The 25,009-nt window shown below is 61.2% G+C and carries 21 protein-coding genes; 10 read left to right on the top strand and 11 right to left on the bottom strand.

Annotated features, from left to right (window positions below):
* Positions 1–18: 18 nt before the first annotated feature.
* Both ACO6TG_RS04680 and ACO6TG_RS04675 read right to left on the bottom strand, forming a co-directional pair.
* Positions 19–1,485, bottom strand: a complete 1,467-nt coding sequence (locus ACO6TG_RS04680; protein ID WP_422377102.1) for a peptidoglycan-binding protein — start codon at positions 1,483–1,485, stop codon at positions 19–21.
* Between the two features lie 46 nt (positions 1,486–1,531).
* Complete coding sequence (locus tag ACO6TG_RS04675) at positions 1,532–2,836, bottom strand: peptidoglycan-binding protein (protein WP_422377101.1); 1,305 nt, start codon at positions 2,834–2,836, stop codon at positions 1,532–1,534.
* Between the two features lie 288 nt (positions 2,837–3,124).
* Between ACO6TG_RS04675 and denD the strand changes: the two genes are divergently transcribed.
* The 5 genes from denD to ACO6TG_RS04650 all read left to right on the top strand — a co-directional run bounded on the left by denD (position 3,125) and on the right by ACO6TG_RS04650 (position 7,620).
* Positions 3,125–4,102, top strand: a complete 978-nt coding sequence (gene denD, locus ACO6TG_RS04670) for a D-erythronate dehydrogenase (RefSeq protein WP_422377100.1) — start codon at positions 3,125–3,127, stop codon at positions 4,100–4,102.
* Entirely contained in the window at positions 4,099–4,872 is a 774-nt protein-coding gene (locus ACO6TG_RS04665) for an SDR family oxidoreductase (protein WP_422377099.1), read from the top strand. The genes denD and ACO6TG_RS04665 overlap by 4 nt, the downstream gene beginning before the upstream one ends.
* 299 nt (positions 4,873–5,171) lie before the next feature.
* Complete coding sequence (locus tag ACO6TG_RS04660) at positions 5,172–5,870, top strand: HAD-IA family hydrolase (protein ID WP_422377098.1); 699 nt, start codon at positions 5,172–5,174, stop codon at positions 5,868–5,870.
* Between the two features lie 138 nt (positions 5,871–6,008).
* Positions 6,009–6,575, top strand: a complete 567-nt coding sequence (locus tag ACO6TG_RS04655) for a hemerythrin domain-containing protein (RefSeq protein ID WP_422377097.1) — start codon at positions 6,009–6,011, stop codon at positions 6,573–6,575.
* A gap of 10 nt (positions 6,576–6,585) precedes the next feature.
* A complete protein-coding gene (locus ACO6TG_RS04650; RefSeq protein ID WP_422377096.1) occupies positions 6,586–7,620 on the top strand; it encodes a glutathione S-transferase C-terminal domain-containing protein in 1,035 nt (344 codons plus the stop codon).
* Positions 7,621–7,631: 11 nt separating this feature from the next.
* On the opposite strand, the gene ACO6TG_RS04645 is transcribed toward ACO6TG_RS04650, so the two are convergent.
* The 9 genes from ACO6TG_RS04645 to qhpR form a co-directional block, all read right to left on the bottom strand.
* The gene (locus ACO6TG_RS04645) at positions 7,632–8,897 is read right to left on the bottom strand and encodes a hypothetical protein (protein ID WP_422377095.1); all 1,266 of its coding nucleotides are present in this window, start codon (positions 8,895–8,897) and stop codon (positions 7,632–7,634) included.
* On the bottom strand, positions 8,894–10,414 hold the full coding sequence (locus ACO6TG_RS04640; RefSeq protein ID WP_422377094.1) for a VWA domain-containing protein: 1,521 nt from the start codon (positions 10,412–10,414) through the stop codon (positions 8,894–8,896). The genes ACO6TG_RS04645 and ACO6TG_RS04640 overlap by 4 nt, the downstream gene beginning before the upstream one ends.
* Positions 10,411–11,397 (bottom strand): VWA domain-containing protein, encoded by a 987-nt coding sequence (locus ACO6TG_RS04635; RefSeq protein ID WP_422377093.1) that lies wholly within the window; start codon positions 11,395–11,397, stop codon positions 10,411–10,413. Before ACO6TG_RS04635 ends, ACO6TG_RS04640 begins: the two co-directional genes overlap by 4 nt.
* Positions 11,394–11,873 carry a DUF4381 domain-containing protein gene (locus ACO6TG_RS04630; protein ID WP_422377092.1) on the bottom strand — a complete coding sequence of 160 codons (480 nt, stop codon included), beginning with the start codon at positions 11,871–11,873 and terminating at the stop codon, positions 11,394–11,396. The genes ACO6TG_RS04635 and ACO6TG_RS04630 overlap by 4 nt, the downstream gene beginning before the upstream one ends.
* Positions 11,870–12,856: a DUF58 domain-containing protein gene (locus tag ACO6TG_RS04625; RefSeq protein WP_422377091.1), complete on the bottom strand. Its 987-nt coding sequence runs from the start codon at positions 12,854–12,856 to the stop codon at positions 11,870–11,872. The genes ACO6TG_RS04630 and ACO6TG_RS04625 overlap by 4 nt, the downstream gene beginning before the upstream one ends.
* Positions 12,857–12,867: 11 nt before the next feature.
* Entirely contained in the window at positions 12,868–13,863 is a 996-nt protein-coding gene (locus ACO6TG_RS04620) for an AAA family ATPase (protein WP_422377090.1), read from the bottom strand.
* Between the two features lie 11 nt (positions 13,864–13,874).
* Positions 13,875–15,587, bottom strand: coding sequence for an alkaline phosphatase family protein (locus ACO6TG_RS04615; protein WP_422377089.1), 1,713 nt, complete (start codon positions 15,585–15,587; stop codon positions 13,875–13,877).
* A gap of 106 nt (positions 15,588–15,693) precedes the next feature.
* Positions 15,694–17,295 (bottom strand): arylsulfatase, encoded by a 1,602-nt coding sequence (locus ACO6TG_RS04610; RefSeq protein WP_422377088.1) that lies wholly within the window; start codon positions 17,293–17,295, stop codon positions 15,694–15,696.
* A 175-nt stretch (positions 17,296–17,470) separates the two neighbouring features.
* Positions 17,471–18,574, bottom strand: a complete 1,104-nt coding sequence (qhpR, locus tag ACO6TG_RS04605; RefSeq protein ID WP_422377087.1) for an AraC-like transcriptional regulator QhpR — start codon at positions 18,572–18,574, stop codon at positions 17,471–17,473.
* A 162-nt stretch (positions 18,575–18,736) separates the two neighbouring features.
* On the opposite strand from qhpR, the gene qhpG reads away from it, so the two are divergent.
* The 5 genes from qhpG to peaD are packed head-to-tail and all read left to right on the top strand — an operon-like array spanning position 18,737 to position 24,549.
* Complete coding sequence (gene qhpG, locus ACO6TG_RS04600; protein WP_422377086.1) at positions 18,737–20,083, top strand: flavin-dependent monooxygenase QhpG; 1,347 nt, start codon at positions 18,737–18,739, stop codon at positions 20,081–20,083.
* Positions 20,080–21,645 (top strand): quinohemoprotein amine dehydrogenase subunit alpha, encoded by a 1,566-nt coding sequence (peaA, locus tag ACO6TG_RS04595; RefSeq protein WP_422377085.1) that lies wholly within the window; start codon positions 20,080–20,082, stop codon positions 21,643–21,645. Before qhpG ends, peaA begins: the two co-directional genes overlap by 4 nt.
* A 17-nt stretch (positions 21,646–21,662) precedes the next feature.
* The gene (peaB, locus tag ACO6TG_RS04590) at positions 21,663–23,099 is read left to right on the top strand and encodes a quinohemoprotein amine dehydrogenase maturation protein (protein ID WP_422377084.1); all 1,437 of its coding nucleotides are present in this window, start codon (positions 21,663–21,665) and stop codon (positions 23,097–23,099) included.
* Positions 23,096–23,428 (top strand): quinohemoprotein amine dehydrogenase subunit gamma, encoded by a 333-nt coding sequence (gene qhpC, locus ACO6TG_RS04585; protein WP_094071412.1) that lies wholly within the window; start codon positions 23,096–23,098, stop codon positions 23,426–23,428. The genes peaB and qhpC overlap by 4 nt, the downstream gene beginning before the upstream one ends.
* A 29-nt stretch (positions 23,429–23,457) precedes the next feature.
* Positions 23,458–24,549, top strand: a complete 1,092-nt coding sequence (gene peaD, locus ACO6TG_RS04580; protein ID WP_422377083.1) for a quinohemoprotein amine dehydrogenase subunit beta — start codon at positions 23,458–23,460, stop codon at positions 24,547–24,549.
* Positions 24,550–25,009: the final 460 nt, after the last annotated feature.

The raw sequence follows: 25,009 nt of genomic DNA, 5'->3' as shown, positions 1-25,009 counted from the left end.
TTTCCGACCGAATAGGCCTTACCCCGGCAACGCCACATTCGTGTTGAACAGCCCGGGCGCGCCATTGATCCCAAGTCCGGTTGCTCTCTGGTGCATCTGGCGGATCTGGCCGCGCGTGAGGGTGAAATCGGTCTTGATGACATTGTTCTGGGCGTCGACCTGGCTGATCGTTGGCATCATCAGGTTCTTGCCGCCGACGATTTGGCCCATATGCGGTTCGACCGGCACGACAATGCTGCCATGGCCAGGCATGGGAAGGGGCATGGCCGTTGGGTGGTCGAGGCCGAGAGCGTGGCCGATTTCGTGGGCCAGGACTTCACCGGCGGCGAAGGCGCGGCGGTATTTGGTCGGATCCCGGATCAGGATGGTCGGCGAGGTGCCGCTGGTGACGCCGTAGGCCACCAGCTTTTTGTTCCGCGCCTCTTCTTCATAGGTCAGGATGTTGTTGACGAAGAAGACGTTGATATCCGCGGTCAGATCCCTGTAGGTGTCGAGATAATCCCACTCGTCCACTTCGCCATCCTTTTTCTCACCCGCCTCGATGTAATTGACGGCCTTGCCGAAGATGTGGTCGACGCGGCGGATGTCATGGACCTGGAGATGGATGTTGGCGTGGCCGAAGAGAATGCGGTTCGCGGTTTCCAGGCTGGTCGTGACGTCCGCCGCGGTGCGGGTCGACCCGCCATGGTCGTCCTGAACGAGGTGGAAGGTCACCTTGACGGAGAAATTGCGCAGGACGTCGACGCCAAGCTGGGCAAGGATCTGTCCCTTGCTGTTGCGGGCGACGATCCGCCTGTCTTCAAGACCGGTGAAGCCGTGCAGGCCTGAGAGGAGAAAGAGGCGACTTCTGGTAATGGCGCGCGGACGGATCTCCGTTACGGTGACATTTGGGTCGAGGGCAGTCACCGTCAGATCCTGACCGCCGATAAGTTGAACGATGCGGTTTCCATTCGCCGGAACCATCTGCCAGGGCAGGCCGCCCCTGTCGTCAAAGCCGTTGAGCGCTTTGCCGGCTACGAAGCGCGGATGACCGGGGTCTGCCTTCGGCGGCCTGGGGACAGGCGGCTTTGGAAAGGGATGAACCGGAACCACACGTTTGGGGTCAGTGCCCCCGGAGCCTGGGTCTATGGGCGCCGGCCCGTTTGGAATAGGGCCGTTCGGATCAGGTGGATTGACCGGACCGGGAGCGGGGTCGTCGAGCAACGTGCCGCCGAGTTCGGTATTCAGACAGGTGATCGTTTTCTCGCCGGCATCGCCGTCGATCGCAAGACCGTTCCTGGATTGATAATGCCGCGTGACCGCGTCGGTCTCCTTGCCGAAGATGCCGTCCAGGAAACCGCCGGGTCCGGTTGAAACGGGCATCGCGTAACCGAGTGCGACATAGGCGTCCTGCAGCAGAACAACTCCGGGGCCCCGTTCACCCCGTTTGATCGGCGGTGCGTTGCAAACGGCGGTTTTCAGTCGGATCTTGCCTGGCGTCTGCATGCTCTTGCCTTTCCTCGTCGTCAGATTGAAACTGCACTGCGCGTCATCAGCCGCTCTTGGCCATTTTTTTGGCGTGCTTCCACATTTCGTGGACTTGCGTCTTGCGCAGATAGGACGTCATGGTCTGGCCGATATCGGCCATGATCGTCTTGTCCCTGTGCTTGAGACCCAGTTCATGACCGACCTCGTGCATCAGCGTCCACTTGCCGACCTTCTTGTTGACCTTGGCAGTGACGAAGTCGTCTTCGATGATGATGCGGCCCTGACCGGACCACAGGCCGGTGTGCGTATCGCCTTTTTCGGCATTCTCCGCGTTCATCTCATATTCCCAGACACAGAAAACACTGAGATCGGCCGTGTGCTTGCACGCCTGGTAGATCAGGTAGACGTCCTGCGTCTCGACCCGTTTCTGCATGTCCCGTACCAGAATGACTTCGCCGAGATCGGCGTTCACTTTTTCCGCATAGACATGCTTTTTCTCCAGGTGGATGTTGCATTGCTGGGCAAGAAGTTTGCTGGTGTCCTTCACAAGCTGAGCGAGTTCGCTGACGGGGCGTTTGGTTTTGCGGACCTTGTCGCTGACCATGTAAAAATCGACCGTCAGCACATAGGGTTTGGTTGCTTCCGCCTCCATTCTGGCAAGTGTATGCGTGCCGCTACGCGCTGAGATCATGGCGCGCGCTCCGTCGACCTCGCTGGTGAGGCGGAAATGACGGCTGCCATCTGGGAAACTTTTCGGGATTTCATGAACCTTGATGAGACTGTTGTCGCTGGTCACGGTCAGACCTTCGCCATGGAGAAGCCTGACAATCGCGCCGCCGCCGCCCGAACTGTTCGGTTGAATGGCGGTCGGTACCATCTGCCAGGGCGGCACCACCGTGTTGTCGAAGCCGCTTGCAATTCGCTCCTCTGCGAATTGCGGATGCTTGCCGGGTTTGGGACCAGGTTTTGGGCCCTTGGGAACGATAGGAGGGCCTCCGGGATTATGCGGCCCGGGCTTCACAGGATGAACGGGACCGTTCGGCCCTGGCGTGACCGGCCTGTCCCCAGGCGTGTTGCCGCCCAGAATGTCGGCGAGAGCGGTCAGGGTCTGCTGACCAACAATGCCGTCCACGGACAGGTTTTGGTTCACCTGAAAGTGCCGAGTGACCGAATAGGTCTCCTTGCCGAAGATCCCGTCCGCTGAGCCGTCAGTCCGGATGGAGCCGGGCATCGCAAAGCCCGCCGTCGCATAGGCCTGTTGAACCATCGCGATGGCCTGCCCGCGTTCGCCCCAGCGCATGGGGGGAGCATTTCGGGCAGCGCTTTGAAGCCGCGGATGGTCGCTGAGACTGAAATTTTCGCTGGTCATGGCAAAACCTGCTGTTGTGTCCGGTGGTGCAATCACGGACAGTGCAACTAATGCGTTTGCACTTTACAGCGATCGTCTCGGCGCGAAGTGACTCAGATCACGCTTGGCCGGTTTGAAGAGTTTGGCGTCGCGGGAATTGGCAGCGTTCAGCGAAGCCGGCCAGGAAAGGGCGGTGATAAGGAGACGTTTCACAGTTTCGCAAACCACATGCGCTTGCTCTTTGTGCCAATCTTCGCAAGTCTCTCCCGGTCGTCTCATGGCTTTGCCATAATCTCCGGGAGGTCTTTCATGCATGTTCTCGTCATCGGTGCTGCCGGCATGGTCGGACGGAAGCTCCTGGCACGGATTGCCGCCGAACCTGGGGTGCTGGGTTTTGACATCCGGGAGCTGACGCTGGCCGATGCCGTGGCGCCCTCGGTGCCGAAAGGGCTGCAAGGGGCAAAGGCCTTGACCATTGATCTGGCGGCTCCTGGAACAGCGGAGCGACTGATCGGGGGGCGGCCGGACCTGATCTTTCATCTGGCAGCAGTGGTGTCCGGAGAAGCGGAAGCCGATTTTGAGAAAGGCTATAGCGTCAACCTTGATGGCAGCAGGAACCTTTTTGAGGCGATCCGGCACGAGGCCATGCGCGAACCCTATTGCCCGCGGCTGGTCTTTGCCTCGTCCCTTGCCGTTTTCGGGGCTCCGTTTCCCGACCGGATCGAGGATGAGTTTCTGACAGCGCCTTTGACCAGTTACGGCACCCAGAAGGCGATCACCGAACTGCTTCTTGCTGATTACACCCGCAAGGGCATTTTTGACGGCATCGGCCTGCGCCTTCCCACCATCTGTATCCGGCCAGGTGCCCCCAACAAGGCGGCATCCGGCTTTTTTTCCAACATCTTGCGGGAACCACTGAAGGGAGAAGAGGCGGTGCTGCCGGTATCGGACAACGTGCGCCACTGGTTCGCCAGCCCACGCGCGGCCGTCGGCTTCTTCCTTCAGGCCGCCCGGATGGAAACGGGCCGCATCGGTCCGCGCCGGAGCCTGACGATGCCGGGCCTGTCGGCTACGGTTGCCGAAGAAATCGAGGCGCTTGGGCGTATCGCAGGGGAGGCCGCAGTGAAGCTGATCCGGCGTGAACCAGACCCGGTGATCCAGAAGATTGTCGAGGGCTGGCCGAGGAATTTCGATGCAAAACGGGCGTCAGAACTTGGCTTTCAGGTGGACGCCGGGTTTGACGAGATCATCCGCATGCATCTGGAAGACGAAGGGACAGAGGTTTGAACGAGGCAAGGGAAACGGCCGCGCGGATCGCGCTGGTCACGGGAGGCGGCACAGGGGTCGGCAAGGCGGTGGCGACAGGATTGAGCCGCGCGGGCTGGTACGTTGTCCTGAGTGGACGGCGGCAGTCTGTCCTGGACGAAGCCGCTGCTGCAATCTCCGCCGAGACCGGTGGAGACGTCTTGGGTGTTGCCGCGGATGTCGGCGACCCGGCCTCCGTAAGGGCGCTGTTTCGCGTGATCGAGGACCGATGTAGGAGGCTTGATCTCCTGGTGAACAATGCCGGGATATCCAACTCCGCCGTCCCGCTGGAGGAGATCAGCTATGCGGAATGGAGCGCGGTTGTTGCCGCCAATCTGACAGGCGCCTTCCTGTGCACCCAGGAAGCCTTCCGGCTGATGAAAAAACAGACCCCGCATGGCGGACGGATCGTCAACAACGGCTCAATCTCCGCGACGACCCCCAGGCCCTTCTCGGCCCCCTATACGGCCACCAAACATGCCATCACGGGGCTGACCAAATCGACGGCCCTAGATGGTCGCCCCTTTGACATTGCCTGCGGCCAGATCGACATCGGCAATGCCGCAAGCGACATGACCGCGAAAATGGAAAAAGGCGTTCCCCAGGCCAATGGCGAGACGGCGATAGAACCGACCATCGATCCGGCTCATGTCGCCGATGCGGTGGTCTACATGGCATCCCTGCCGCTTGATGCCAATGTTCTCTCGCTCACCGTGATGGCGACGAAAATGCCCTTTGTCGGACGGGGGTAGGCAACCGTCTGCCTCGGGCTCTTGAGACCTCTGGCAAGTTTGCCCAACTGGCGGCACGCGATCGCGCCGCCAAGGGTTTTCAGCGCGATTTAACGACCATTGGTTCCCGGCTTGAGGCCGGGACAGACCTTTTCTGACTGTTCTCAGCGGCCAGCCTGCTGGAACCTTTCATGTCTGGATTGAGGGAAACGGGAAATACACCATTTGCTTACTTGTTTTTACGGCAAATAAACCTTCTGGTTGCAAAGTAAAGTGTTAACGCATACATTGTGGCGTTTTGAAACAAAGGGGCATGTGTGATGACACTGCCGGCAGCAATTCTGTTCGGGTCCATCGGAACCCTGGCCGAAACCTCGGAAATGCAGCGCGAAGCGTTCAACCGGGCGTTTGCGCTGGCCGGGCTCAGCTGGCGCTGGAATCGCTCCCTTTATCAGGCGCTCTTGAAAACCACGGGCGGTGCCAACCGGATCGAGGCTTTTGCGCTCAGCCGCGGTCAGGTGGTCGATGCCAGATCCATCCATGTCGCCAAAACCGCGATCTATCATCAGCTTCTTGCCGAAAAGCCGCTGGACTTGCGTGCAGGTGTTGCCGAAACGATCTTGTGGGCCAGAGACAACGGCATCAGGCTGGGCCTGGTTTCCACCACCGGCCGTGGCAATATCGAGCGGTTGCTGGTGGCGCTGGCGCCGGCTTGCACCCGTGACATGTTCGACATCGTTACCGATGGCAGCCAGGTAAACGCGCCAAAACCTGATCCGGAAGCCTATCATCTGGCTTTGGACAAACTTCGCCTTGATCCGGGCGATGCCGTTGCCATTGAGGACAGCGCCGCAAGCCTGAGCGCATCGGTGGACGCCGGCATTGCCACCGTCGCTTTCCCCGGCGAGAATGTCTATGGCGACGACTTTGCCCTGGCGACGGCCATCACACCGGTACTGAGCCCTGATGTGATCCTGGACGCCGTCTATGGTCAGGCAAGGCAAACTGCATTCGGCTGAAAGCAGCCTTCTTATCGTTCTCTATTCTTGAACAGTGTGATCGATCTTTTGCGTCTGGTGACTGGCAGGTGGACAACTTACCTGCCGATCGAACGGGATTTGCCCCGTCCGAATGACCCGAGACAGAAAGGAGACGTCATGCTTGCAGATCTGGACATTCGAACCGCGGACATGCCGGACGAAATGCGTCTTCTCCTGGCGGAATATCCGCGCGAGAGCTGGGACGGACATCCGGGCTTCCATGAAAAGACCCGCAACTGGCTGGGCGCGCATCAGGGGTTTCGGCGTTTGTCGGAGCTGGTGCGGAGCGACACCGAAGCCTATCTGGACAAATCCATGGGCGCGGAAGAATTCGCCCTGCGCCTGTCCCGCTTCGGCAACCTGCTGGTGGGCAATCTGCACGGCCATCACACGTGGGAGGACCGGAGCTATTTTCCGGAACTCTCGGCGGCCGATCCCCGGTTCGATCAAGGGCTGGAGATCCTGGAAAAGGATCATGAAACGCTCGACCAGGTGTTGCATGGCTTTGCCGGCACCGCCAATCGTGCGATCAAGCTGACACAGCTGGACGAGGCTCAGGCGCGTGAGGAAGCCGGCAAGTTACTGCCTGCCGCACAAATGATTGAAACATTGCTCGACCGGCATTTGGGCGATGAAGAAGAATTGGCAGTGCCGATCATTCTACATCACCGCCTGCGAGGATAAGGGAAGACCCATGTCGGACAAGACGCCGGACAATGCAGTGGAAGAAAGTCAGGCAGATGCGGCCGGGCGCCGCGCGCGAGGTGAATTCGTGCGCGGCGTCAGCGGTTTCCGGTCCGAAATCGGCGATCCGGAGTTTCCGCCGGAACCGGGGCGCTATCACCTCTTCGTTGCGCTCAACTGCCCATGGTGTCACCGGGTGACACTGGCCCGCAACATTCTCGGGCTTCAAAACGCGATCACGCTGGACATCGCCTTTCCGGGGCGGACCGATGAAGAGGATCCGGAAGGACCCAACTTCTGGCAATTCGCACCGGACAAGATCGCCAGCCTGACCGGAGCTACTCTTCCCGAATGCACGCACGAAACGGCAACAGGGCAGGGATACCGCCTGGTGCGCGACATCTACCGGGCCGAAGGGTCCGATGAAAAGTCGGTTCCCGTTCTCTACGACAAACGGCAAAAGCGGATTGTCAGCAACGAAAGTGCGGAGATCATCCGCATGTTGAACGCCCATGCCCTTGCGCTCGGGAGCGACAGTCAGGATGCGGCGAGAGTGGATCTCTACCCGGCTGACAAGGACATGCGTTCTGAAATCGACACGCTCAACGAACAGATCTACCAGGCCATCAACAACGGCGCCTACAAGGCCGGGTTTTCTTCCGATCAGTCTGTCTATGCTGCTGCTTTTGAGGCCTATTTCGACATGCTGGGGAAGCTGGAGGCACGCCTTGACGATGGCCGCCCCTTTCTGACGGGTGCCCGGTTCACGGAAGCGGACCTGCGTCTCTTCCCGACGCTCTACCGGCATGACCCGGTTTACGCGGTGCGCATGAAGTTGAACGGAGCCAGGATTGTCGATTATCCGAACCTCTGGCGCTGGCTGTGCCGGGTCCATGCCCTGCCGGGCGTTGCCGCCAGCAACTCGCTCGTCCATTGCCGGCAAGGCTATTTCGGGCGGTCCTGGAACGGCGTCGTGCCGCTCGGACCCATCAGGCCCATGCCCTATCCCGAGGCGTATGACCATCCGGAGCTTGCAGACGGGTAACGGTCTTGCCGCTACGGGTTCAACAGGGGCAGGGCGTGTTTGTCGGCATCTTGTCTTTCGTCCGGAACCGACCGGCGGACCGCGTCGGCCAGAATGCGCCAGCCCTCCTGTCCGGTTTTCCGGGGATGGTCTCCATACCGGTCTGCGCCAAGCAGGTGGAGGGCCTCCCTGATCCTGGTCTGATCCTTCTGTCTGAGATGGGGTGGTCGCTCTGTCCAGATTTTCAAGGCCTTTACAGTCGCCGGATAGTCCTGACTTTCGATTGCCGCCAGGAGGCGCCTGCGGGCAAAGGCCTTGCTTTTCTGATATCTGGCCCGGCGCTCCCTTCTCAATCGGGCAAGGTGTGGCCAGCAAAGATAAGCCAAAACCAGGAGGACAATGAGACCTGTCGCCATGGCAAGGACTGTCCGTGCGTCGAACCGGGTGAGGCTCTCGCGGGTAAGGGCAGGCGCTCCCGTCGCCGAGACGGAGACGGCTTCCAGGGAGGCGGTTTCAACCGTCTTGGAGCTGATATTGTACCAGGAGAGCTCTATGGCAGGCAGATCCCCTTGTCCGTTGCCCTGCACCATCAGGGTCACCACTTCCTTGCGGCTGCCGGAGAGGAGGCCGCGATCGTCCTTTTCCTCCAGCACCGGCGTCTCCGCATAGGCCGCAAAGCCCTCGATCTGCGGAACTTCCGTCAGTTGCGGAAGCATCATGGGAGACGCGCCCGTCAGTGCCACGGTAACCGTGCGGCGGATGCTGTCCCCCGGTTTCAGGTCCGTGGTCTCGCCGGAAATTTCCTGAGTGAGTTTCAGCGTCTTCGCAGCAATGAAAGGTGTGAGCTGTTCCGCTCCCTCCGGTACAATCCCCTCGATTTCAATCGGCCCCAGATCCACAGAGGTTGTCAGCGGCACGGATGTGTTGTCCGGATCGGCATAGGTTATGTCGACGGCCCCGCCCGGAAGCGAGAACTTGCCTGGTACAAGGGGCGTGATCATATAGCGCCGGCTGACGCCGGACCAGTCTTCACCGTCGATGCGCCTGCTTGTCGGCGATGTTGCGCGCTCAGGCAGTCTGACACGCACATTCGGGGCGTCCAGCGTGGGAAAGACCGCAGGCTGCGGCATCCAGGTCGGAACGAGAACGGTGATCCGCAAGGGCAGGAACTGACCCGGTATCGTCTGGGTCTTTTCGAATTCGACTTCGACGATCGGCTCAGGCAGATCGGCCGCCAGTGAAAGCTGCGGCAACAGCCAGAGCAATGCGGTCAGTGTGAGAAACGCGCTGCGGGTCATTGCTCGGCCGCCTCGATGGCAAAACGCTGACGCAGGAAATCGCCGGTGCGTGTGTCCACAAAGCTCATCCACTGGTCCGTGGTCAGAAGCCGGTCGCCGTCTTCCGAAACGTTCATCTCCGTCTCCGTGCCGCGCTCTTCCTCATTGTCGAAGACGGTGTCGTCAGCGCCGATGCCTGCCTCTTCGCCGGTGTCGGATTGCTCTCGTGTGGTTTCGATGTAGTCGAGAATTTCCCGGGCGGCCTTCAGGTTGGCGGCGGCCTGCGGAAAATCGGGATCAAGTTTCAGGGTTTCCTCAAAAGCCGCGATGCCGTCACGATATCCCCGGCTGCGCATGTGCGCCATGCCCTTGGCGAAAGCAGCTTCTGCGGTGTCAAGCCGGTCATAGGTCCGCGCCGCCTCTTCATATTGCCCATCCTTGTAAAGCGCGCGGGCCTTCCACATGGGATCGACAAAAAGCGCGGCAGCCCGTTTGTACTCCTTGTTGTTGAAGGCGATCTGGCCTTGCTGGTCCGGCGTCAGAAACCAGTCGGCGACACCGGCTTTCGCCTGATCCGGCAGGCTCAGCGTCAAGCCGGCCACCAGTGCCCAGGCCGACCAGCGCATGGTCCAGCCACGCCGGAACCAGATCAGCGTCAGAAGCGCTGCCGGGATGGCCAGCATCCAGCCGCGATCGTCCCAGGGCTGACTTCCTGTTTCGTTGAGCGCGCGGCGGTAATCTGCATTGAGAGATCGGTCCAGCGTGCGCAGGTCGCTGTCATCCGGTGTGACGCGGACCTTGACCTTGTCGACTGCGTCCAGACCGGGATCGCTCGCCCCGGTTGGCAACATGGCGAGAACTCCGATGGCAACGTCTGCGTTTTCGTCGCCGGCCAGGGCATTTGCATCTGCCGGGTCGAGCGCATCCAGAACAAGGAGGATGGCACCGCTTGTGTCCGCAGAGGCCAGCATGGACCTGGCGCGGTCCAGAGCCGCGGCCACATCATCGCCTTCCCGGGGCATCACGTCGGGGGCCAGTCCTTCCAGGTAAGGCTGCATCACGGTCGGGTCGTTGGTCATGGGGACGACCGAATGGGCCGTGCCGGCATAAGCGACCAGGGCGGTTCTCGCGCCTGCGCGCAAAGCCAGCAGATCCGTGATCTTCTGCTTTGCGCGCTCCAGCCGCGTTGGCGCAATGTCGTTGGCCGTCATGGACGGGGTTACCTTCAGAACAACGACCATCGGGGCGGTCTGGGCGACAAACGGATCTGGCTGGCGTGACCAGGTCGGACCGGCCGAACCCAGAACGGCCAGAACCAGCACCAGCGCAACGCCGTCAATTGGCAGCAGCCGTTTTTTCCTGCCGGACCCGACTGTCAGAGCTGCGCGCAAATGCGGCGCGAGACCGTCAATCTCCGGACCCTGCCGTGTTGCTCTGCGCCGAACCAGAAACCAGACCAGGAGAGCCGGGATCAGCAGCAAGAGCCAGAGAGGCCGAATGAAGTGGAGTTCGGAGAGGATAAAGCCGAGCTCGCTCATGCTGTTCGCCTCCCGATCCTTCCGGAAAAAGCCAGGAAACCTGTTGCCAGAATGCCGATCGCTGCGGCGACCGCCAGCGGGATATGTGCCAGACTGGTTTTGGGGCGATAGGACAGGGACCGGGTCTCACGCGGTGCCAGCGTGTCGATCCGGTCATAGACATCGGTCAATCCGGCTTCGTCTTCGGCAAAGAAAAACTCCCCGCCCGTGCGCGAGGCAATGGCTTTAAGCGTCTCCAGATCGACCCGGTTGTCACCCGACCCCTTGGGGTCGCCGACGCCGATGGCGTAGATTTCTATACCTTTTCCGGCAGCGATCTCTGCTGCATTCACAGGGCTCATGCGGCTGCCGGTGTCCGCACCGTCCGACAGGAGGATGAGCAGACGCTGCTCTATGTCGCTGATCTCGAAGGTTCGGATGGAAAGGCCGACGGCATCGCCGAGTGCCGTGTGCGGGCCGGCCATGCCGACCTGAGTTTGCCCGAGAAGGGTGGTGATCGTGTCGAGGTCTTCTGTCAGCGGTGACTGGACATAGGCCTTTGTTCCAAACACGATGAGCGCCATTCGGTCACCGTCCCGTCCGGCGATGAAGCCGTCAACGACGTCCCTGACAGCGGCCAGCCTTTGTTTGGGGGCACCGTCCGGTGTCCGGAAATCCCGGGTGTCCATGGATCCGGAGATGTCGATGGCCAGGACAACATCCCTTGCCGCGCGTGTGACTTCGACAGCGTCTCCGATGCGTTCGGGACGGGCCATGGCAAGGCAGAGAAGACACCAGACAAGCACCGCCACGCCCATCTGAAGGCGAGATCTCGATAGAACAACGGCTCCCGGGCCAGGCATTGTTCCCGCAGTCCTGGTGATGCGCCGGAAAAACGGGAACCGCAGCGCCGGGACCTGTTCCTTGTGGGCGGGCACCAACCAGAGGACAAGAAGGGGCAGGGGAAGGGCAAGAAAGGCCCATGGGAAGGCAAACCCGATCATGCGGGCACCTCCCGCCGATGGGTGCGGATCCAGCGTTCGGCCAGGGCAGTCAATTCGGGTGACGGCTGCGGCATGGCGCGATAGGGAGCCCCAAGAAGAGCTTCCGCAGCGTTGCCGTCGAACGTGCAGTCGCGCCCGGTCCGCGTCAGAAAGTCGATCCAGGAGGGGCCGGTCAGGGCGGCAACGTCCTGTCGAGGGAAGGCCGCGAGTGCGGTTCGCCTGAGAAGATAGGCAATATCCGCAGGGTTCTCCGCGATATTTGTCAGTTCGGCAAGGGCCTCTCGGCGGTAGGCATTGGCCCGGTAGCGGCGCTGTAGCCGAACCAAAATGGCCGCGACACCAAAGGCAAACAGGATGGCAAGGGCAATCCAGCCCCAGGTCTGGGGAACCATGGAGACGGGGCCCGGGTCGGCCGGTTCGGCCAGGCGGTCCAGCAGGTCGACCAGGGTCACTGGGTTGGTGCCGGTGTCGCTCATCGGCGTTGTCCCACCCTGCCCAGAAGCCGCGCCATCTGCGCGATGCTGTCCTCGCCGGAGGAAAGCGGCATGACAGGAAAACCGTAGCGCCGCTGCCAGTCCAGGATTTCCGCCAGCCGTCCCATGGCCATGTCCCGCAGCCTCTGGTGCACCGACCGGTCGCCGGTGTCGATCTCTGCCTGGAGCGTGCCATCTGAAACAATGATGCGGATGCCGGCAGGCACCATGTCCGCATAAGGGTCAGACACCAGACACAGGACGAGGTCGTTGTGCCGTGAAAGGTTGGCGACGAGACGGTGTGTTGTCTCGTCGATTTCGTCGAAATCGGAAAATACCAGAACCAGATGGTCACGCCGAGCAATGCGTGCGACATTTTGGAGAACCGTGTTGAGCGGCATGGGCGAGACCGACGGGGCTTCGGCGCGCAGGAGGCCGTTGGCTTCGCTGATTGCGGCCAGAAAGCTGGTCAGGGACGAGCGACTGCGGCGCGGACGGATTTCCGCGATGGCTTCATCCCCGAAGACCAGGCCGCCGACGCGGTCGCCCTGATCAAAGATCCGGAATGCGGCAAGAGCGGCGCATTCGGCCGCTGTGACCGATTTCATGTTAAGCCGGGAGCCGAAGAACATGGACATGCGCTGGTCCACCACGATCAGGGCGGGCCGGTCCCGCTCTTCGGTAAAGACACGCACATGAGGTTTGCCGGTGCGCGCGGTGACTTTCCAGTCGATGGATCGAACATCGTCCGAGGGGAGATAGTCGCGCAGTTCCTCGAAATTGAGGCCGCGTCCGCGCAGGCGCGATGCGTGACGCCCATTGAGGATGCTGCGAGCTGGCTGATGCGGCAGAAACGTCAGGCCGCGCGCCTTGCCTTCCAGGGACAGGAGGTGAGCGAGATCGATGCGCACACGCGGATCGGCTTCTTCCGAACCGGGCGACTTTGGTGAAAGTCCGCTGCGCAGGCGCGCGGCCCTGTCCCGCATGGTTTCCCTCCCTAAGGCAGTGCCACCTGCATTCTCAGCTCCTCAACCACCCTGTCCGGATCGATGCCTTCACCCTGGGCCTCGAAACTGAGCCCAAGCCGGTGGCGCAGAACATCGGCGACGATGGCATGAACGTCTTCCGGGTCGACATAGTCCCGTCCGCTGAGCCAGGCGTGAGTGCGCCCGCATCTGTCGAGGGCAAGAGAGGCGCGGGGTGAGGCTCCGATTTCGATCCAGCGCTTGAGATTGTCGCCGTAAGCCTCTGGAAACCTGGTCGTATTGACGAGATCGGCCATGTAGCGCTCCATCGCTTCGGAGACATGAATGGCAGCGATCTCCCGCCGCGCGGCAAACACGGTTTCCTGCGAAACTGGTGCTGTCTGTGAGACGGTTGAGGCACCTTCTTTTCTCTCGCCGAGGGCTGCGATTTCTTCGCCTCGCATCAGCCGGATCACCTCCACCTCGTCCTCAACGGGTGGATAGGAGATCAGGACATGCATCAGGAAACGGTCCATCTGCGCCTCGGGAAGCGGGTAGGTGCCTTCCTGTTCCACCGGGTTCTGGGTCGCCATCACCATGAACAGCGGTTCCATCTTGTGGGTCTTGCCGCCGACAGTGACCTGCCGCTCTTCCATGGCCTCCAACAGGGCCGCCTGGACCTTGGCAGGCGCCCGGTTTATCTCGTCCGCCAGCACGATATTGGCGAAGATGGGGCCGGGTTCGAAGCGGAACTCGGCGCTGCCGCCGGCCTGGTAGTAGACATCGGTTCCGGTGACATCGGAGGGGAGAAGGTCCGGTGTGAACTGGATCCGGCTGAAATCTGCTTCCAGGTTCCTGGCCAGCGCCTTGATGGCGCGTGTCTTGGCAAGACCCGGCAGGCCCTCGACCAAAAGATTGCCGTTTGCCAGGAGGCCGATGATCAGCCGGTCAATCACGCCTTCCTGGCCGATAATGGCCTCTTGCATGCGCGCCTTGAGGTCCTCAATCCTGGAAAGCGTGTCGCTCATGATGGGTCCGTTCAATTGTCTGCGCGCCCGGCCAGCACTTCCGTCAGCACCTGACCGCGCGCGCCGCTGGGTGGCTTGATGCCGAGATAGGCTGCGACCGTCGGGGCGAGGTCGACGGTTTCCACACGGCGGGCAACCTTGGAGGGGGCAATGCCCGGACCTGCAAAAATCAGGGGGACAAACGTGTCGTAGCTCCAGGGCGAACCGTGATGCGAGGCGACCTGCAGCCCGTCAAAATCCCCGACGAACCAGTGGGACTCGAACACCACATAAATGTCGCCGGATCTTTCGGGGTGAAAATTGGCCAGGATGGCACTGCTGATGGTGGTTTGAGCTACAGCGCCTGCGCGCAGGTCCTCGCTCGAAACTGCCTGGGCGATGCCCGGCATTTTCTGAAGCTCTGTTGCGAGCGTCCGGGCAACGTCTTCCTTTTCAAGGCCGTTTTGCTCCAGATAGTCCTCGTTCAGATAGACGTAAGGCTGGGAGAAGGTTTCGATGAGTTCCTTCGCTGCACCAAATTCCCGCGTCAGCGTTTCGGCCGCTTCGCGCTTATCGATGTCGTCGAAACTGAAATAGCTGGCCGGAATACCGAGAGACTTGAGATAACCCGGAACTTCGGCGGCACCGTGATCTGCGGACAGAACAACAAGCGTCCTGTCGAGCCCGACCTTTTGATCGACATGGGCCAGAAGGTCGGACAACGTGCGGTCGAGCCGGCGCAGGTTGTCCTCGGCCTCAAGGCTGGATGGGCCGAAGATATGGCCGACATAGTCGGTTGAGGAGAAACTCACGGCGAGATAGTCGGTGACGTCATCCGTGCCGATCGCCTCGTTGTCGATCAGCGACTTGGCAAAGTCTGCGGTCAGCTCGTCCCCGGCCGGGCTGAGCGTGAGCAAGGTGGTGTAGTATTTCTGGCTGGCCGGACCGAAAGGATGCGGGAAAACCCGTCCGAAACCCGGGAAATCCGTTTCCCATTCCATGTCATCCATGTCGCCGAACCGGTAGCTGCCTCGCGCGTCGGAAAGTTCCCAGTCCGTGTCCGCATAGGACAGGACGTGCCCGGTGCTGTTCCAGGCATCGACCCAGTCCGGATAGGCGTCCATGTAGTAGGACGAGGTCACGAATCGGCCCTCGCTTTTGGAGAACCAGTACGCCGTCCCGGTGTGCCCGGCCATCGAAATGGCACCACGATCCTTGACCGAAACCGCGAAGATCTTCGGGTTGCCGGCGATGCCGATGGCGATCTCGTCGGACAGGGTCGAGGAGAGGATTGCGCTGGGGGAGCGGCCGTCCGTGGTGGCGGCCCGTTGCGTCGGGTCGATCTCGGTTGACTGATCGATGCCGGCATGGGCCAGGAGGGCATAATTGCCGTCCTGGACGTTGTAGTTCGGCTGGCCGGTTTTGCGGTCGAACCAGACGTTGGCGACCATGCCGTGTACCGCCGGGTCCGTACCTGTCGCAAGCGTCGTGTGGCCGACAATCGTTTCGGTATTGGCGTGCCGGTGATGGGCGTCGGTGAAATAGAGACCGTTGTCCAGGAGATAGCGGAAGCCGCCGTCGCCGAAATGAGCGGCATTTCTGAAGAGAAGATCTCCGCGCAACTGATCAACCGTGATCTGTAACACCAGCTTCGGCTTAGCAGAGATGTCCTGTGCCGAGGCTCCGGATGCGAGCGTGGCCGCCGTCACCATCAGGACTGTGCAAAGACACGTGGAAATCTGCATGAGTGGCTCCCGGCGAGGCAATGCGACAAACGCCGGTTTACCGCGCTGCGGTCAACCGGCGGAAAGGTGGAGGTGGCGCTTACCGCCACCTCATTTGCTGCGTTGGTTACTGAGCGCCGCCCGGGGCTGTCAGCTTGTCCATGACCTGCTCCAGCGAGAAACTGGCGGCTTTCTGGCGCGGTGGAAATTCCTGGAAGGTCGCCAGGAAATTGCCGACATATTGCTGCGCTGGGACAAGCATGTAGGCCCGGTCGATCAGCCAGTCATAATAGGTGTTGGACGTCCGGTAGGACCGCTCGTAGGGATCGCGGCGCAGATTGAAGATCAAGGGCAGTCGCAGCTCCGTGAAGGGCTCGATCCAGGCGCGCAGGGTCTGGTATTCCTTCTGCTCCATGAACACGAGTTTCCAGTCGTTCCAGCGAAGTGCCGTCAGGTCGCCGTCGTCGGAGAAATAGAAGATCTCCGCTCTTGGTCCCTTGTCGGTCTCACCGGTCAGCACCGGCAGGAAGTTATAGCCGTCGAGGTGAACCTTGTATTCGCGGCCGATTGCCTGGACACCGCCGGCTTTCAGCTGTTCCTTGATGTCCGGAACACCGGCCGCTGCCAGATAGGTCGGCAACCAGTCCATGTGGTGCATGATCTCGTTTGAGACGGACCCTGCTTCGATCTTGCCAGGCCAGCGCACCATGGACGGGACCCGCCAGCCACCTTCCCAGTTGGTGTTCTTCTCGCCGAAGAACGGGGTCGCGGCGGCGTCTGGCCAGGTGTTGTAGTGCGGACCGTTGTCGGTCGAATAATGCACGATGGTGTTGTCGGCAATGCCGAGTTCATCGATAAGATCGAGCAACTGTCCGACATGCAGGTCATGCTCGATCATGCCGGCCGTGTACTCGTCGACATTGCGACCGGCGATCTGGTTGGCCTGCTGGCGCATGTCGTCCTTCACATGCGTCCGGAAGTGCATGCGGGTGCCGTTCCACCAGACATAGAAGGGCTGGCCCTGTTCATGTGCACGTTTGATGAAGTCGATGGCCGCCGCGACGGTTTCCTCATCAACCGTTTCCATGCGTTTCTTGCTCAGGGGACCGGTGTCCTCGATGGACCCGTCAGCCGACGACTTGATGACGCCGCGCGGTCCGAAGGCTTCGCGGAACGTCCTACCGTCCGCAAGCACCATGTCGCCGGGATAGTCCTCGTTCTCGGGCTCTTCCTCGGCATTCAGGTGATAGAGATTGCCGAAGAATTCATCGAAGCCATGGTTGGTCGGCAGGTGCTCGTCCTTGTCGCCCAGGTGGTTCTTGCCGAACTGGCCGGTGACATAGCCCTGCGCCTTTAAAAGGCCGGCGATTGTCGGGTCTTCTTCCTGCATGCCGAGATCGGCGCCCGGAAGACCGACTTTTGACAGGCCGGTGCGAAACACGCTCTGGCCCATGATGTAGGAAGAGCGTCCGGCTGTGCAGGACTGCTCGCCATAATAGTCGGTGAAGATCATGCCTTCATCGGCGACGCGGTCGATATTGGGCGTGCGGTACCCCATCAGGCCCATCGTGTAGGCCGAAATGTTGGATTGTCCGACATCATCGCCCCAGATGACGAGAATGTTGGGCTTGTCTGCAGATTGCGCGCGCGCATCTGCTGGCAGCAGCGCGAGCGCGCCAGAGGCGCACACGGCCAGCGCTGCGGCCAAATTCTTAAAGGAAATTGTCATGGGTGGGTCCTTCCCCTGTGCACTTTGTGCGCCGCAAAACCAAGGTTATTCAATAAGTTGGCAATTGGCGAATGCAATCAAACGATGAAAATTACGCTAAGTCAACAAGAGGAAAGGTTGTAATCGGGGCAGATTATTCCGGCGCCTAGCCGGTTCAGCAAAGCGGTGTTGAAGATCAACCGGATCGCCGAATGAGCGCCTGCCGGAATTGTTTCGGCGTCACGCCTGTGCGGCGTTTGAAGGCCCGTTCAAAGGCGGTCTGATCGGAATAGTCGAGCTCGCAGGCGATTTGGGCCAGGGTGTGCGGCGTATCGATCAGAGCGTGGCGGGCCACGCGGTAGCGGCAATCGTCCAGCAGGATCGAAAAGCGGGTGCCTTCTTCACCAAGATGACGATGCAGGGACCGCCGGGACAGTCCGAGCTGGCGGGCAATGGTCTCCTGGTCGGCCTGGCCGGTGCCAAGCGTCTCGTAGATCGCCGTACGGGTGCGTGCCGTCAGGGAGCGGGCACGGGCCTTTTGCGCAAGTTCCCGGCTCAAGTGCTGCAGCACGCTGCGATGGCGCAGGCTGTCATCTTTCGGCATCGGCAGCGCGAGCACGCTTTCGGGGAAACTGAGGGCATTGGTCTCGCAGTCAAACAGGCAGAAGCTTCCGGCCGCGGCCATCGAGCTGGCCTGAGACCGTGATGCGGTGTGTTCGAAACATACCAGATCGGGAGACCACGCGGCTCCGGCTCCCCGACGGATCAGCTCGATCAAGACGGACAGTGTGAATTCAGCATCCTGCCTGCGCGGCCAGATATCCGGATTGAGAATGCGATAGGTCAGCGTGGCAACCCCGTCTTCCACGGCTAGCTGCAGATCGGTCTCGCTCTGGATGAACTTGATGAACCGCTCGAAAGTACGCAGCGCAGAGCCGACAGTGGAAGCGGTCAAAAGAGCATCGCCGAGGTCGCCCAGGTCATGGAGGTCCAGAAGCGGGCCGGACTGCCAGCCAAGGCTCTGCTGTCCGAGCAGATCCGCGCCGTTCTCATAGATCTGGACAAAGGCATAGAGCGGGATCTCGTGTCCGGTGTCTTTCCAGACCGAAACGGGAAGGCCGCTCTGGCGGCCGAGTGCTTCCGGCTCCAGGCCCTGTTGCGTCAACACCGCCTGAAGACCGTTCAACGCGCCCGAGATGATGGTTGCGCTTTTCGGCATGTTCCTCGCTTCGGTTCGAAGCCTCTCCTCCGCAACCTGCCGCAGGTAACGGCGGGCTGTTGTCTCGACTACATCAAACATTCCCAGGTCATGCAAATGATGAGCGGGCGTTTTTGCCGTTTCGGAAAAGATTGGCCGAAATTGTCGGGAAAGCAGATCCGAACCGCTCCCCTAATGGCGCCCACAGAGAGATCTGGCTTCGCACCTTGAACACTTGGGCGGCCGGACGAGGGAACAGTATTGGTGATCAATTACGATTGTGTCGTCGCCGGGGGCGGGCCCGCCGGTGCCTTCGCAGCGCGTGAGCTGACGCGTGCCGGTTGCAAGGTTCTGATCGTCGATCCGGCGATGGGATCAACGCGCCTGGAAGGCCTGAGCGACCGTGTTGCACGGCTTCTTGAGGGCCGCTACCTGTCGGCCGCCATGGCAACTGCCAGTGAACCGGGACATCGGCAAGTCGACTGGGCAGGACTGCAGAGCAGTGCCAATGGTGAACGTCTCGTGCGCCGCCCGGCATTCGATCAGGCCCTGAGGTCTGCTGCTGTCGAGGCTGGGGCGGACGTGATTGAAGCGCGACTTGGCCGGATCGATAAAAGCGCCCCGGATCAGGGCGTTATCGTCACGCTTTCAAACGGAACCTCTGTCTGCTCGCGACTGGTGATCGATGCGCGCGGCCGCCAGGCGCCGTCATCCCGCCGATTGAAAGGGCCTCAGACGCTGGCCATCAGCGGCCGGATCGACGGAGCGTTCGAGGCACCTGGAACATATGTCGCGTCGTCGCCTGAGGGGTGGATGTGGCTGGCCAGGGCGCCGGGACTTGGCGGCTGGCTCCAGATCTGCGTGGAAGCAGACAGTCTTGTCGGCGGTGGCCAGGCTGCACTTCAAGACCGGTTGAAGCGTTTCCTGATGCAGCCGCAGCTCAGGTCTCAATTCGCCAAGCTCAACCTCAGGTCATCGCTGTTGGCGCGGCCAGCCGGGCTGGTTCTTTCTGCGCCGGAGCTCACACTGCCGGTTATTCCAGTTGGCGATGCGGCCGTGGCGATCGACCCGCTCTCCGGTCACGGGCTTTTCTGGGCGCTTTCCTCTGCACTGGCCGCCGTGCCGATGGTTCTGACAATCCTGGAAAATGCGGCAAGCGGCGGTTTTCTGGCGGCGCGGTTCTATCGCGCCAGGGTGGTCGAGACCTTCTGGCGCCAGGCGCGCATCGGCCGCGATTTCTACGCCCTTGAACAGGATCTCGCCGGTCACGCCTTCTGGGATCGCCGTTCGAACTGGCCCGACAACCGCCCAGCGCACCAGGTCCCGGACAAGAGCCGGCTGGAGACCCGTGTTGTGGTTGAAAACAACCGCCTTGTTGAGCGGGACGTTCTGATCACACCGCAGGATCCGGGCGGAGTGGCCTTCATTGCCGGGCTTCCGGTCGCTGACCTTCTGAAAACGTTCAAGGGGGATCTCACTCCAAAATCTGTCACTGGCAAGCCGTCTCCGGCGCTCCAGGCCGCTTATCCATGGCTGCGAAGCCGGGGTCTGATCAATGGCGGGACAAGCCAATCCAATCAGCAATCAACCAGAACAAGGGAAACAGCATGATACCCAGTTTGCGAAAGGGGCATCTCGCCGGCCTGGCCGGTCTCCTGCTCCTGATGCCATTGCCGGCCACTGCCGAGGACGGGCCGGCGTTGCTTGATGCCAATTGCGGCGGTTGCCATGCGGCCGACGAGACAGGTGCCCTCAGCCGGGTCAAGGGCCAGCGGAAAACGCCGGAAGGCTGGCTGATGACCATCGTACGCATGCGGCTCTTCCACGGCATGGAAATCACGCCGGAGGATCAGGGCAAACTGGTGCATTACCTGTCCGAGACGCAGGGCCTCGCACCGAGCGAAGCAGCGGACTATCGCTATATCCTGGAGCGCGAACCTTCTGTCGTCGAGGATGTCGATGCTCCTTTTGGAGAAATGTGCTCACGCTGCCACTCGGCTGCCCGCTTCACCCTTCAACGGCGCACACAGGAAGAGTGGGATCTTCACATTGATTTCCATGTCGGCCAGTTCCAGACGCTGGAATACCAGGCGCTTGGACGGGACCGGGAATGGCTGAAGATCGCGCGCGAGGAAATCGTGCCGCTGCTGGCCGAGCGCTATCCGCTGGAATCGGATGCCTGGACGGCCTGGCTTGAAGCCCGGAAACCGGAGGCGAATGGTACCTGGCTGTTCACCACCACCTTGCCGGACAAGGGCGAAGCCTATGGCCGCCTTGAGGTGTCGGGCGATGCCCAGCCATTCACCGTCTCCGGTACGCTGGTGACAGCGGCGGGCGAGGAACTGCCGGTCTCCGGCAGGCTCAATGTCTATACAGGCTATGAATGGCGGGCCAATCTGGATATTGGCGGCGACAAGTATCGGCAGATCCTGGCGATGTCGGAGGAGGGAGACCGTCTTTCCGGCCGGCAGTTCCTCCATGCGGAGGACAGCCTTGGCGGCGCCTTCCGGGCGGTCAAGGCAGGTGGCGAAACAGCCATTGCCGGCGTCGTGCCGTCAACACTGCCGGCAGGGTCGGAGAAAACCGTTCAGGTCGTCGGCACCGGTCTTGGCGATGTTGCCCTTTCCGGCGCTCTGGAGGCATCCGGCGGAGCGGCTAACCTCTACGGCGCGTCGATCAAGGTCGCGCCCGCAGATGACACAGATGGCTTGATCAGCGTCGCGTCCGGTGAAGCAGCTGCGGAAAACGCGATTGCCGTCTACAGCCATATCGACAGCCTGAAAGTCGAGCCTGCCTTTGGCGTCGCCCGGGTTGGCGGTGGCGGCGGTTCGGCCGGCAAGGTCCCGGCCCGTTTCGACGCGGTCGGCTACTGGAAAGGTCCGGACGGCGAAGCCGGCACGGAAGACGACATCCGCATCGGGGTCGTGCCCGCCAGATGGTCGGTTGAACCCTTCAATGAGGAAGCTGAACACCTGAAGGATGTCGAACATGCCGGCCAGATGGATACCGAGCTCGGTATCTTCGTGCCGGGTGTCGCCGGCCCCAATCCGGACCGGCCGTTTTCCACCAACAATGCGGGCAATCTGAAAGTGCTGGCAACGAACGGCGATGTCACCGGCGAGGGACAACTGATCGTCACCGTCCAGCGCTGGAACGATCCGCCGATCCGCTGAACAAGGAGCAATGCATCATGGGATATCTCTTTTTTCAGCCGCAAAATGCGCACCGGGTCGAGGTGGACGGACGGCAGCTGCTGTTTCACGTGCCGACGACCTCCCTGTTTGAGATCGACAGGCTCGACAGCGACGTGATCGATCTCTTCCGGGACCGGTCACAGGTCACCGAAAGCGACGTCAGGGATCGGTTCGAGGGCCGGGTGGACCCGGATCTCGTCACCGAGCGTCTGCGGGCTCTGCTCGACCTCGACATCATCACCGACGGCGGCGCGCCCAGGGCCGAACGGCCGCCGGTTCACATCGAGAACTTTCCGCTGACGACGATCGTTCTCAACGTCAACACGGGCTGCAACCTGTCCTGCACCTATTGTTACAAGGAGGACCTGGATACGCCGTCGAAAAGCCGGCGCATGGCTTTTGAGACGGCCAAACGCTCCATTGAGCTGCTATTGGCCGAAAGCTCGGACCGGGACAGCTATAACGTTGTGTTCTTTGGCGGCGAACCGTTGAGCAATCTGGCGCTGATCCGCGAGGTGGTCGCCTATGCAGAGGAGCGCTTTGGCAGCCTCGGCAAGCGAGTAGACTTTTCGCTGACCACCAACGCAACGTTGCTGACCGAAGAAAATGTCGACTGGCTGAATACCCATCGATTCGGCCTGACAATCTCCATGGACGGGCCCAGGGCACTCCACGACAAGAACCGCAAGACCGTCGGCGGCAAAGGCACCTACGACGTGGTCGCCCGCAAGACCAGGATGCTGCTGGAGCGCTACTCCTCCCGGCCTGTTGGCGGGCGGGTGACGCTGACAAGCGGCGTCACGGCCGTCTACGACATCTGGGATCATCTCAAGAACGAGATCGGTTTTCACGAGGTGGGCTTCTCGCCGGTGACCTCCGGCCCCGTTACGCCGTTCAACCTTACCGGGGACGAACTCATAACGGTGTTCGAGGAAATGAAGCGGCTCGGCCGACACTACCGGGACGAGGCGCTTCTCGGCCGCAACATCGGCTTTTCCAACATGCACCAGCTGATGAACGATCTTTATGAAGGTCGCTCCAAGGCACTTCCCTGTGGGGCGGGACTGGGCATGCTGGCAGTCGATCATGAGGGCGGCCTGAACTTGTGTCACCGGTTCACCGGGTCCGACATGGACACCTATGGCTCGGTGGACAGCGGCATTGAAAAGCAGAAGCTGGCACGGTTCATCGAGGACCGGGCCGATCGCACCGACAAGGGCTGTTCGACCTGCCGCATCCGCAACATTTGTGCGGGTGGCTGCTACCACGAGAGCTACGCCCATTTCTCAGACCCGATGAAGCCGACCTACCACTATTGCGACCTGATGCGCGACTGGGTCGATTTTGGCATTGGCGTCTATGGCGAGCTGATCGCCGGCGCGCCTGCCTTCTTTTCCGATCACATCATGCCGCGGAGGGCATACGGCAAATGAGACATCTGAAACCCCTGAACCAGAAAGCCGACCGCGTGGTTGCGGCCGTTGAGAGCGACAAGATGGACGAGGTCCGGGCGATGCAGACGGTGGTTGCCGGCTGCGCCTCGACCCTTGATCCGGGTTGGGAGGTCGACCCGTTCGGCGGCGTTGCCGCCCTGTGCCAGCCGATGGAGGCTGATCTATACGGCTGTTCCGATCCGTGCTGGTGGCCGGCCCAGGTGCCGGACACCATGAATTCCTACAAGGACTGGAACGACGGCGCCGACAATGCCGGCAAGGACTGGCGCTCGCTCGGCACGGTGTTCCCGGCCGACAGCGAAACCTGATGGCCCGACAAAACCCAAGGAGTAATTCCATGCGAACTCTTTTCGCAGCCGCGACGGCTGTGCTCTGCCTCGGGCTCTCCGGTCTGCCGGCACAGGCCAGGGACCTGATCGTCACCGTCGCCAAGCCTGACAGGCTTTATGTGATCGATGCCAAGGCACGCACGATCGAAACCGATTGCCAGCTCGACTTCAACCTGATGCCCGGCGTCATCGTGATGTCGCCGGACAATTCCATCGCCTACATCCTCGGCAACCGCTGGGAAGATGTCTTCGGCATCGAACTGGCCACCTGCAAAACGGTGTTTTCCGCGCACCAGTCCGAAGGGGACATTCGCCGCAAGACGATCGCCTCGCTTGCGGTCTCCAAGGACGGCAAGGAGCTTTACACCGTGCGCAACCCGGTGCGGTTGCTCTCTGATCGCTATGAAGTGATGGAACCGGAATTTGCGGTTTACGAGACGGCGGCAGGCCTCGACGCTGCGCCGGCCCGGACCTTCCCGAGCCCGCGCCGGGTCACCGTGATGGCAACCGGTGAAAACGGCGAGGTCTATGCCGCCGGGCATGACATTTATGCCTTTGATCCGAAGACGGGTGAGCGCACGGTCAAGATCGCCAATGCCAGCTGGGACCGGCCGACCTATTCCCCACCGGATGTGCTGGCCTTCTGGCCCATCGGCACCCAGGCGAACGAGTTCATGCTGCTCTATTCGGCCGCGAAATTCACCGACGAGACCTTCAGCGAAATCGCCGATTTTGTCTGGGGCTATCAGAGTGTCGACCTCAGCACCGGCGAGAGCACAATCGAGGATTTCGCCAGCCTTGAAGTGATCATGTTCTCAGCGATCCGCGATCCGAACGACACCTCCAAGCTCTATGGCGTCTACACACAGCTTTCCAAGCATGACGTCGACAAGAAAGAGCTGATCAAGCGGGTCGACCTGCCGCACACCTATTACTGCATCAACATCTCTTCTGACGGCAAGGAGATCTATGTCGGCGGTACCAATGACGACATCGGCATCTACGACGCCGACAGCCTGGAGCGCATTGGCGAGATCCTGTTGCCGTCCGGCGGCGACATGGCCGCAGGCACGATGCATGTGATCAACACCGGGAGTTAGGTGGCAATGCCCTTGGTTGAACCGGGCGTACAGTCATCCCGTTGTCATCCCGGGCGACCGAAGGGAGACCCGGGACCCAGTACGCCGAGAGCTATCGGGTCTTGCCGCCGGTCTCACGGAGTACTGGGTCCCCGCCTTCGCGGGGATGACAATTGAGGAGGCGGAGATCTTGAGGCGCGTACAGCCCTCCCGTTGTCATCCCGGGCGACTGAAGGGAGACCCGGGACCCAGTACGCCGAAAGCTATCGGGTCTTGCCGCCGGTCTCACGGAGTACTGGCTCCCCGCCTTCGCGGGGATGACAATTGAGGAGGCGGAGATCTTGAGGCGCGTACAGCCCTCCCGTTGTCATCCCGGGCGACTGAAGGGAGACCCGGGACCCAGTACGCCGAAAGCTATCGGGTCTTGCCGCTGGCCTCACGGAGTACTGGGTCCCCGCCTTCGCGGGGATGACAATGGAGA

This window comes from Roseibium sp., from assembly GCF_965233565.1.
Taxonomy (GTDB): Bacteria; Pseudomonadota; Alphaproteobacteria; order Rhizobiales; family Stappiaceae; genus Roseibium.
This window is presented reverse-complemented; position numbering and strand designations above follow the sequence as displayed.

Bases quoted from the DNA above. Each gene is read 5' to 3' on its own strand.
- ACO6TG_RS04635 (WP_422377093.1), bottom strand. From the start codon at position 11,397: ATGATCGGGTTTGCCTTCCCATGGGCCTTTCTTGCCCTTCCCCTGCCC.
- ACO6TG_RS04615 (WP_422377089.1), bottom strand. From the start codon at position 15,587: ATGCAGATTTCCACGTGTCTTTGCACAGTCCTGATGGTGACGGCGGCC.
- ACO6TG_RS04610 (WP_422377088.1), bottom strand. From the start codon at position 17,295: ATGACAATTTCCTTTAAGAATTTGGCCGCAGCGCTGGCCGTGTGCGCC.
- ACO6TG_RS04625 (WP_422377091.1), bottom strand. From the start codon at position 12,856: ATGCGGGACAGGGCCGCGCGCCTGCGCAGCGGACTTTCACCAAAGTCG.
- ACO6TG_RS04620 (WP_422377090.1), bottom strand. From the start codon at position 13,863: ATGAGCGACACGCTTTCCAGGATTGAGGACCTCAAGGCGCGCATGCAA.
- ACO6TG_RS04655 (WP_422377097.1), top strand. From the start codon at position 6,009: ATGCTTGCAGATCTGGACATTCGAACCGCGGACATGCCGGACGAAATG.
- ACO6TG_RS04645 (WP_422377095.1), bottom strand. From the start codon at position 8,897: ATGACCCGCAGCGCGTTTCTCACACTGACCGCATTGCTCTGGCTGTTG.
- ACO6TG_RS04640 (WP_422377094.1), bottom strand. From the start codon at position 10,414: ATGAGCGAGCTCGGCTTTATCCTCTCCGAACTCCACTTCATTCGGCCT.
- qhpC (WP_094071412.1), top strand. From the start codon at position 23,096: ATGAGACATCTGAAACCCCTGAACCAGAAAGCCGACCGCGTGGTTGCG.
- ACO6TG_RS04650 (WP_422377096.1), top strand. From the start codon at position 6,586: ATGTCGGACAAGACGCCGGACAATGCAGTGGAAGAAAGTCAGGCAGAT.
- ACO6TG_RS04630 (WP_422377092.1), bottom strand. From the start codon at position 11,873: ATGAGCGACACCGGCACCAACCCAGTGACCCTGGTCGACCTGCTGGAC.
- peaD (WP_422377083.1), top strand. From the start codon at position 23,458: ATGCGAACTCTTTTCGCAGCCGCGACGGCTGTGCTCTGCCTCGGGCTC.
- peaA (WP_422377085.1), top strand. From the start codon at position 20,080: ATGATACCCAGTTTGCGAAAGGGGCATCTCGCCGGCCTGGCCGGTCTC.
- qhpR (WP_422377087.1), bottom strand. From the start codon at position 18,574: ATGTTTGATGTAGTCGAGACAACAGCCCGCCGTTACCTGCGGCAGGTT.
- ACO6TG_RS04660 (WP_422377098.1), top strand. From the start codon at position 5,172: ATGACACTGCCGGCAGCAATTCTGTTCGGGTCCATCGGAACCCTGGCC.
- denD (WP_422377100.1), top strand. From the start codon at position 3,125: ATGCATGTTCTCGTCATCGGTGCTGCCGGCATGGTCGGACGGAAGCTC.
- ACO6TG_RS04680 (WP_422377102.1), bottom strand. From the start codon at position 1,485: ATGCAGACGCCAGGCAAGATCCGACTGAAAACCGCCGTTTGCAACGCA.
- peaB (WP_422377084.1), top strand. From the start codon at position 21,663: ATGGGATATCTCTTTTTTCAGCCGCAAAATGCGCACCGGGTCGAGGTG.
- ACO6TG_RS04675 (WP_422377101.1), bottom strand. From the start codon at position 2,836: ATGACCAGCGAAAATTTCAGTCTCAGCGACCATCCGCGGCTTCAAAGC.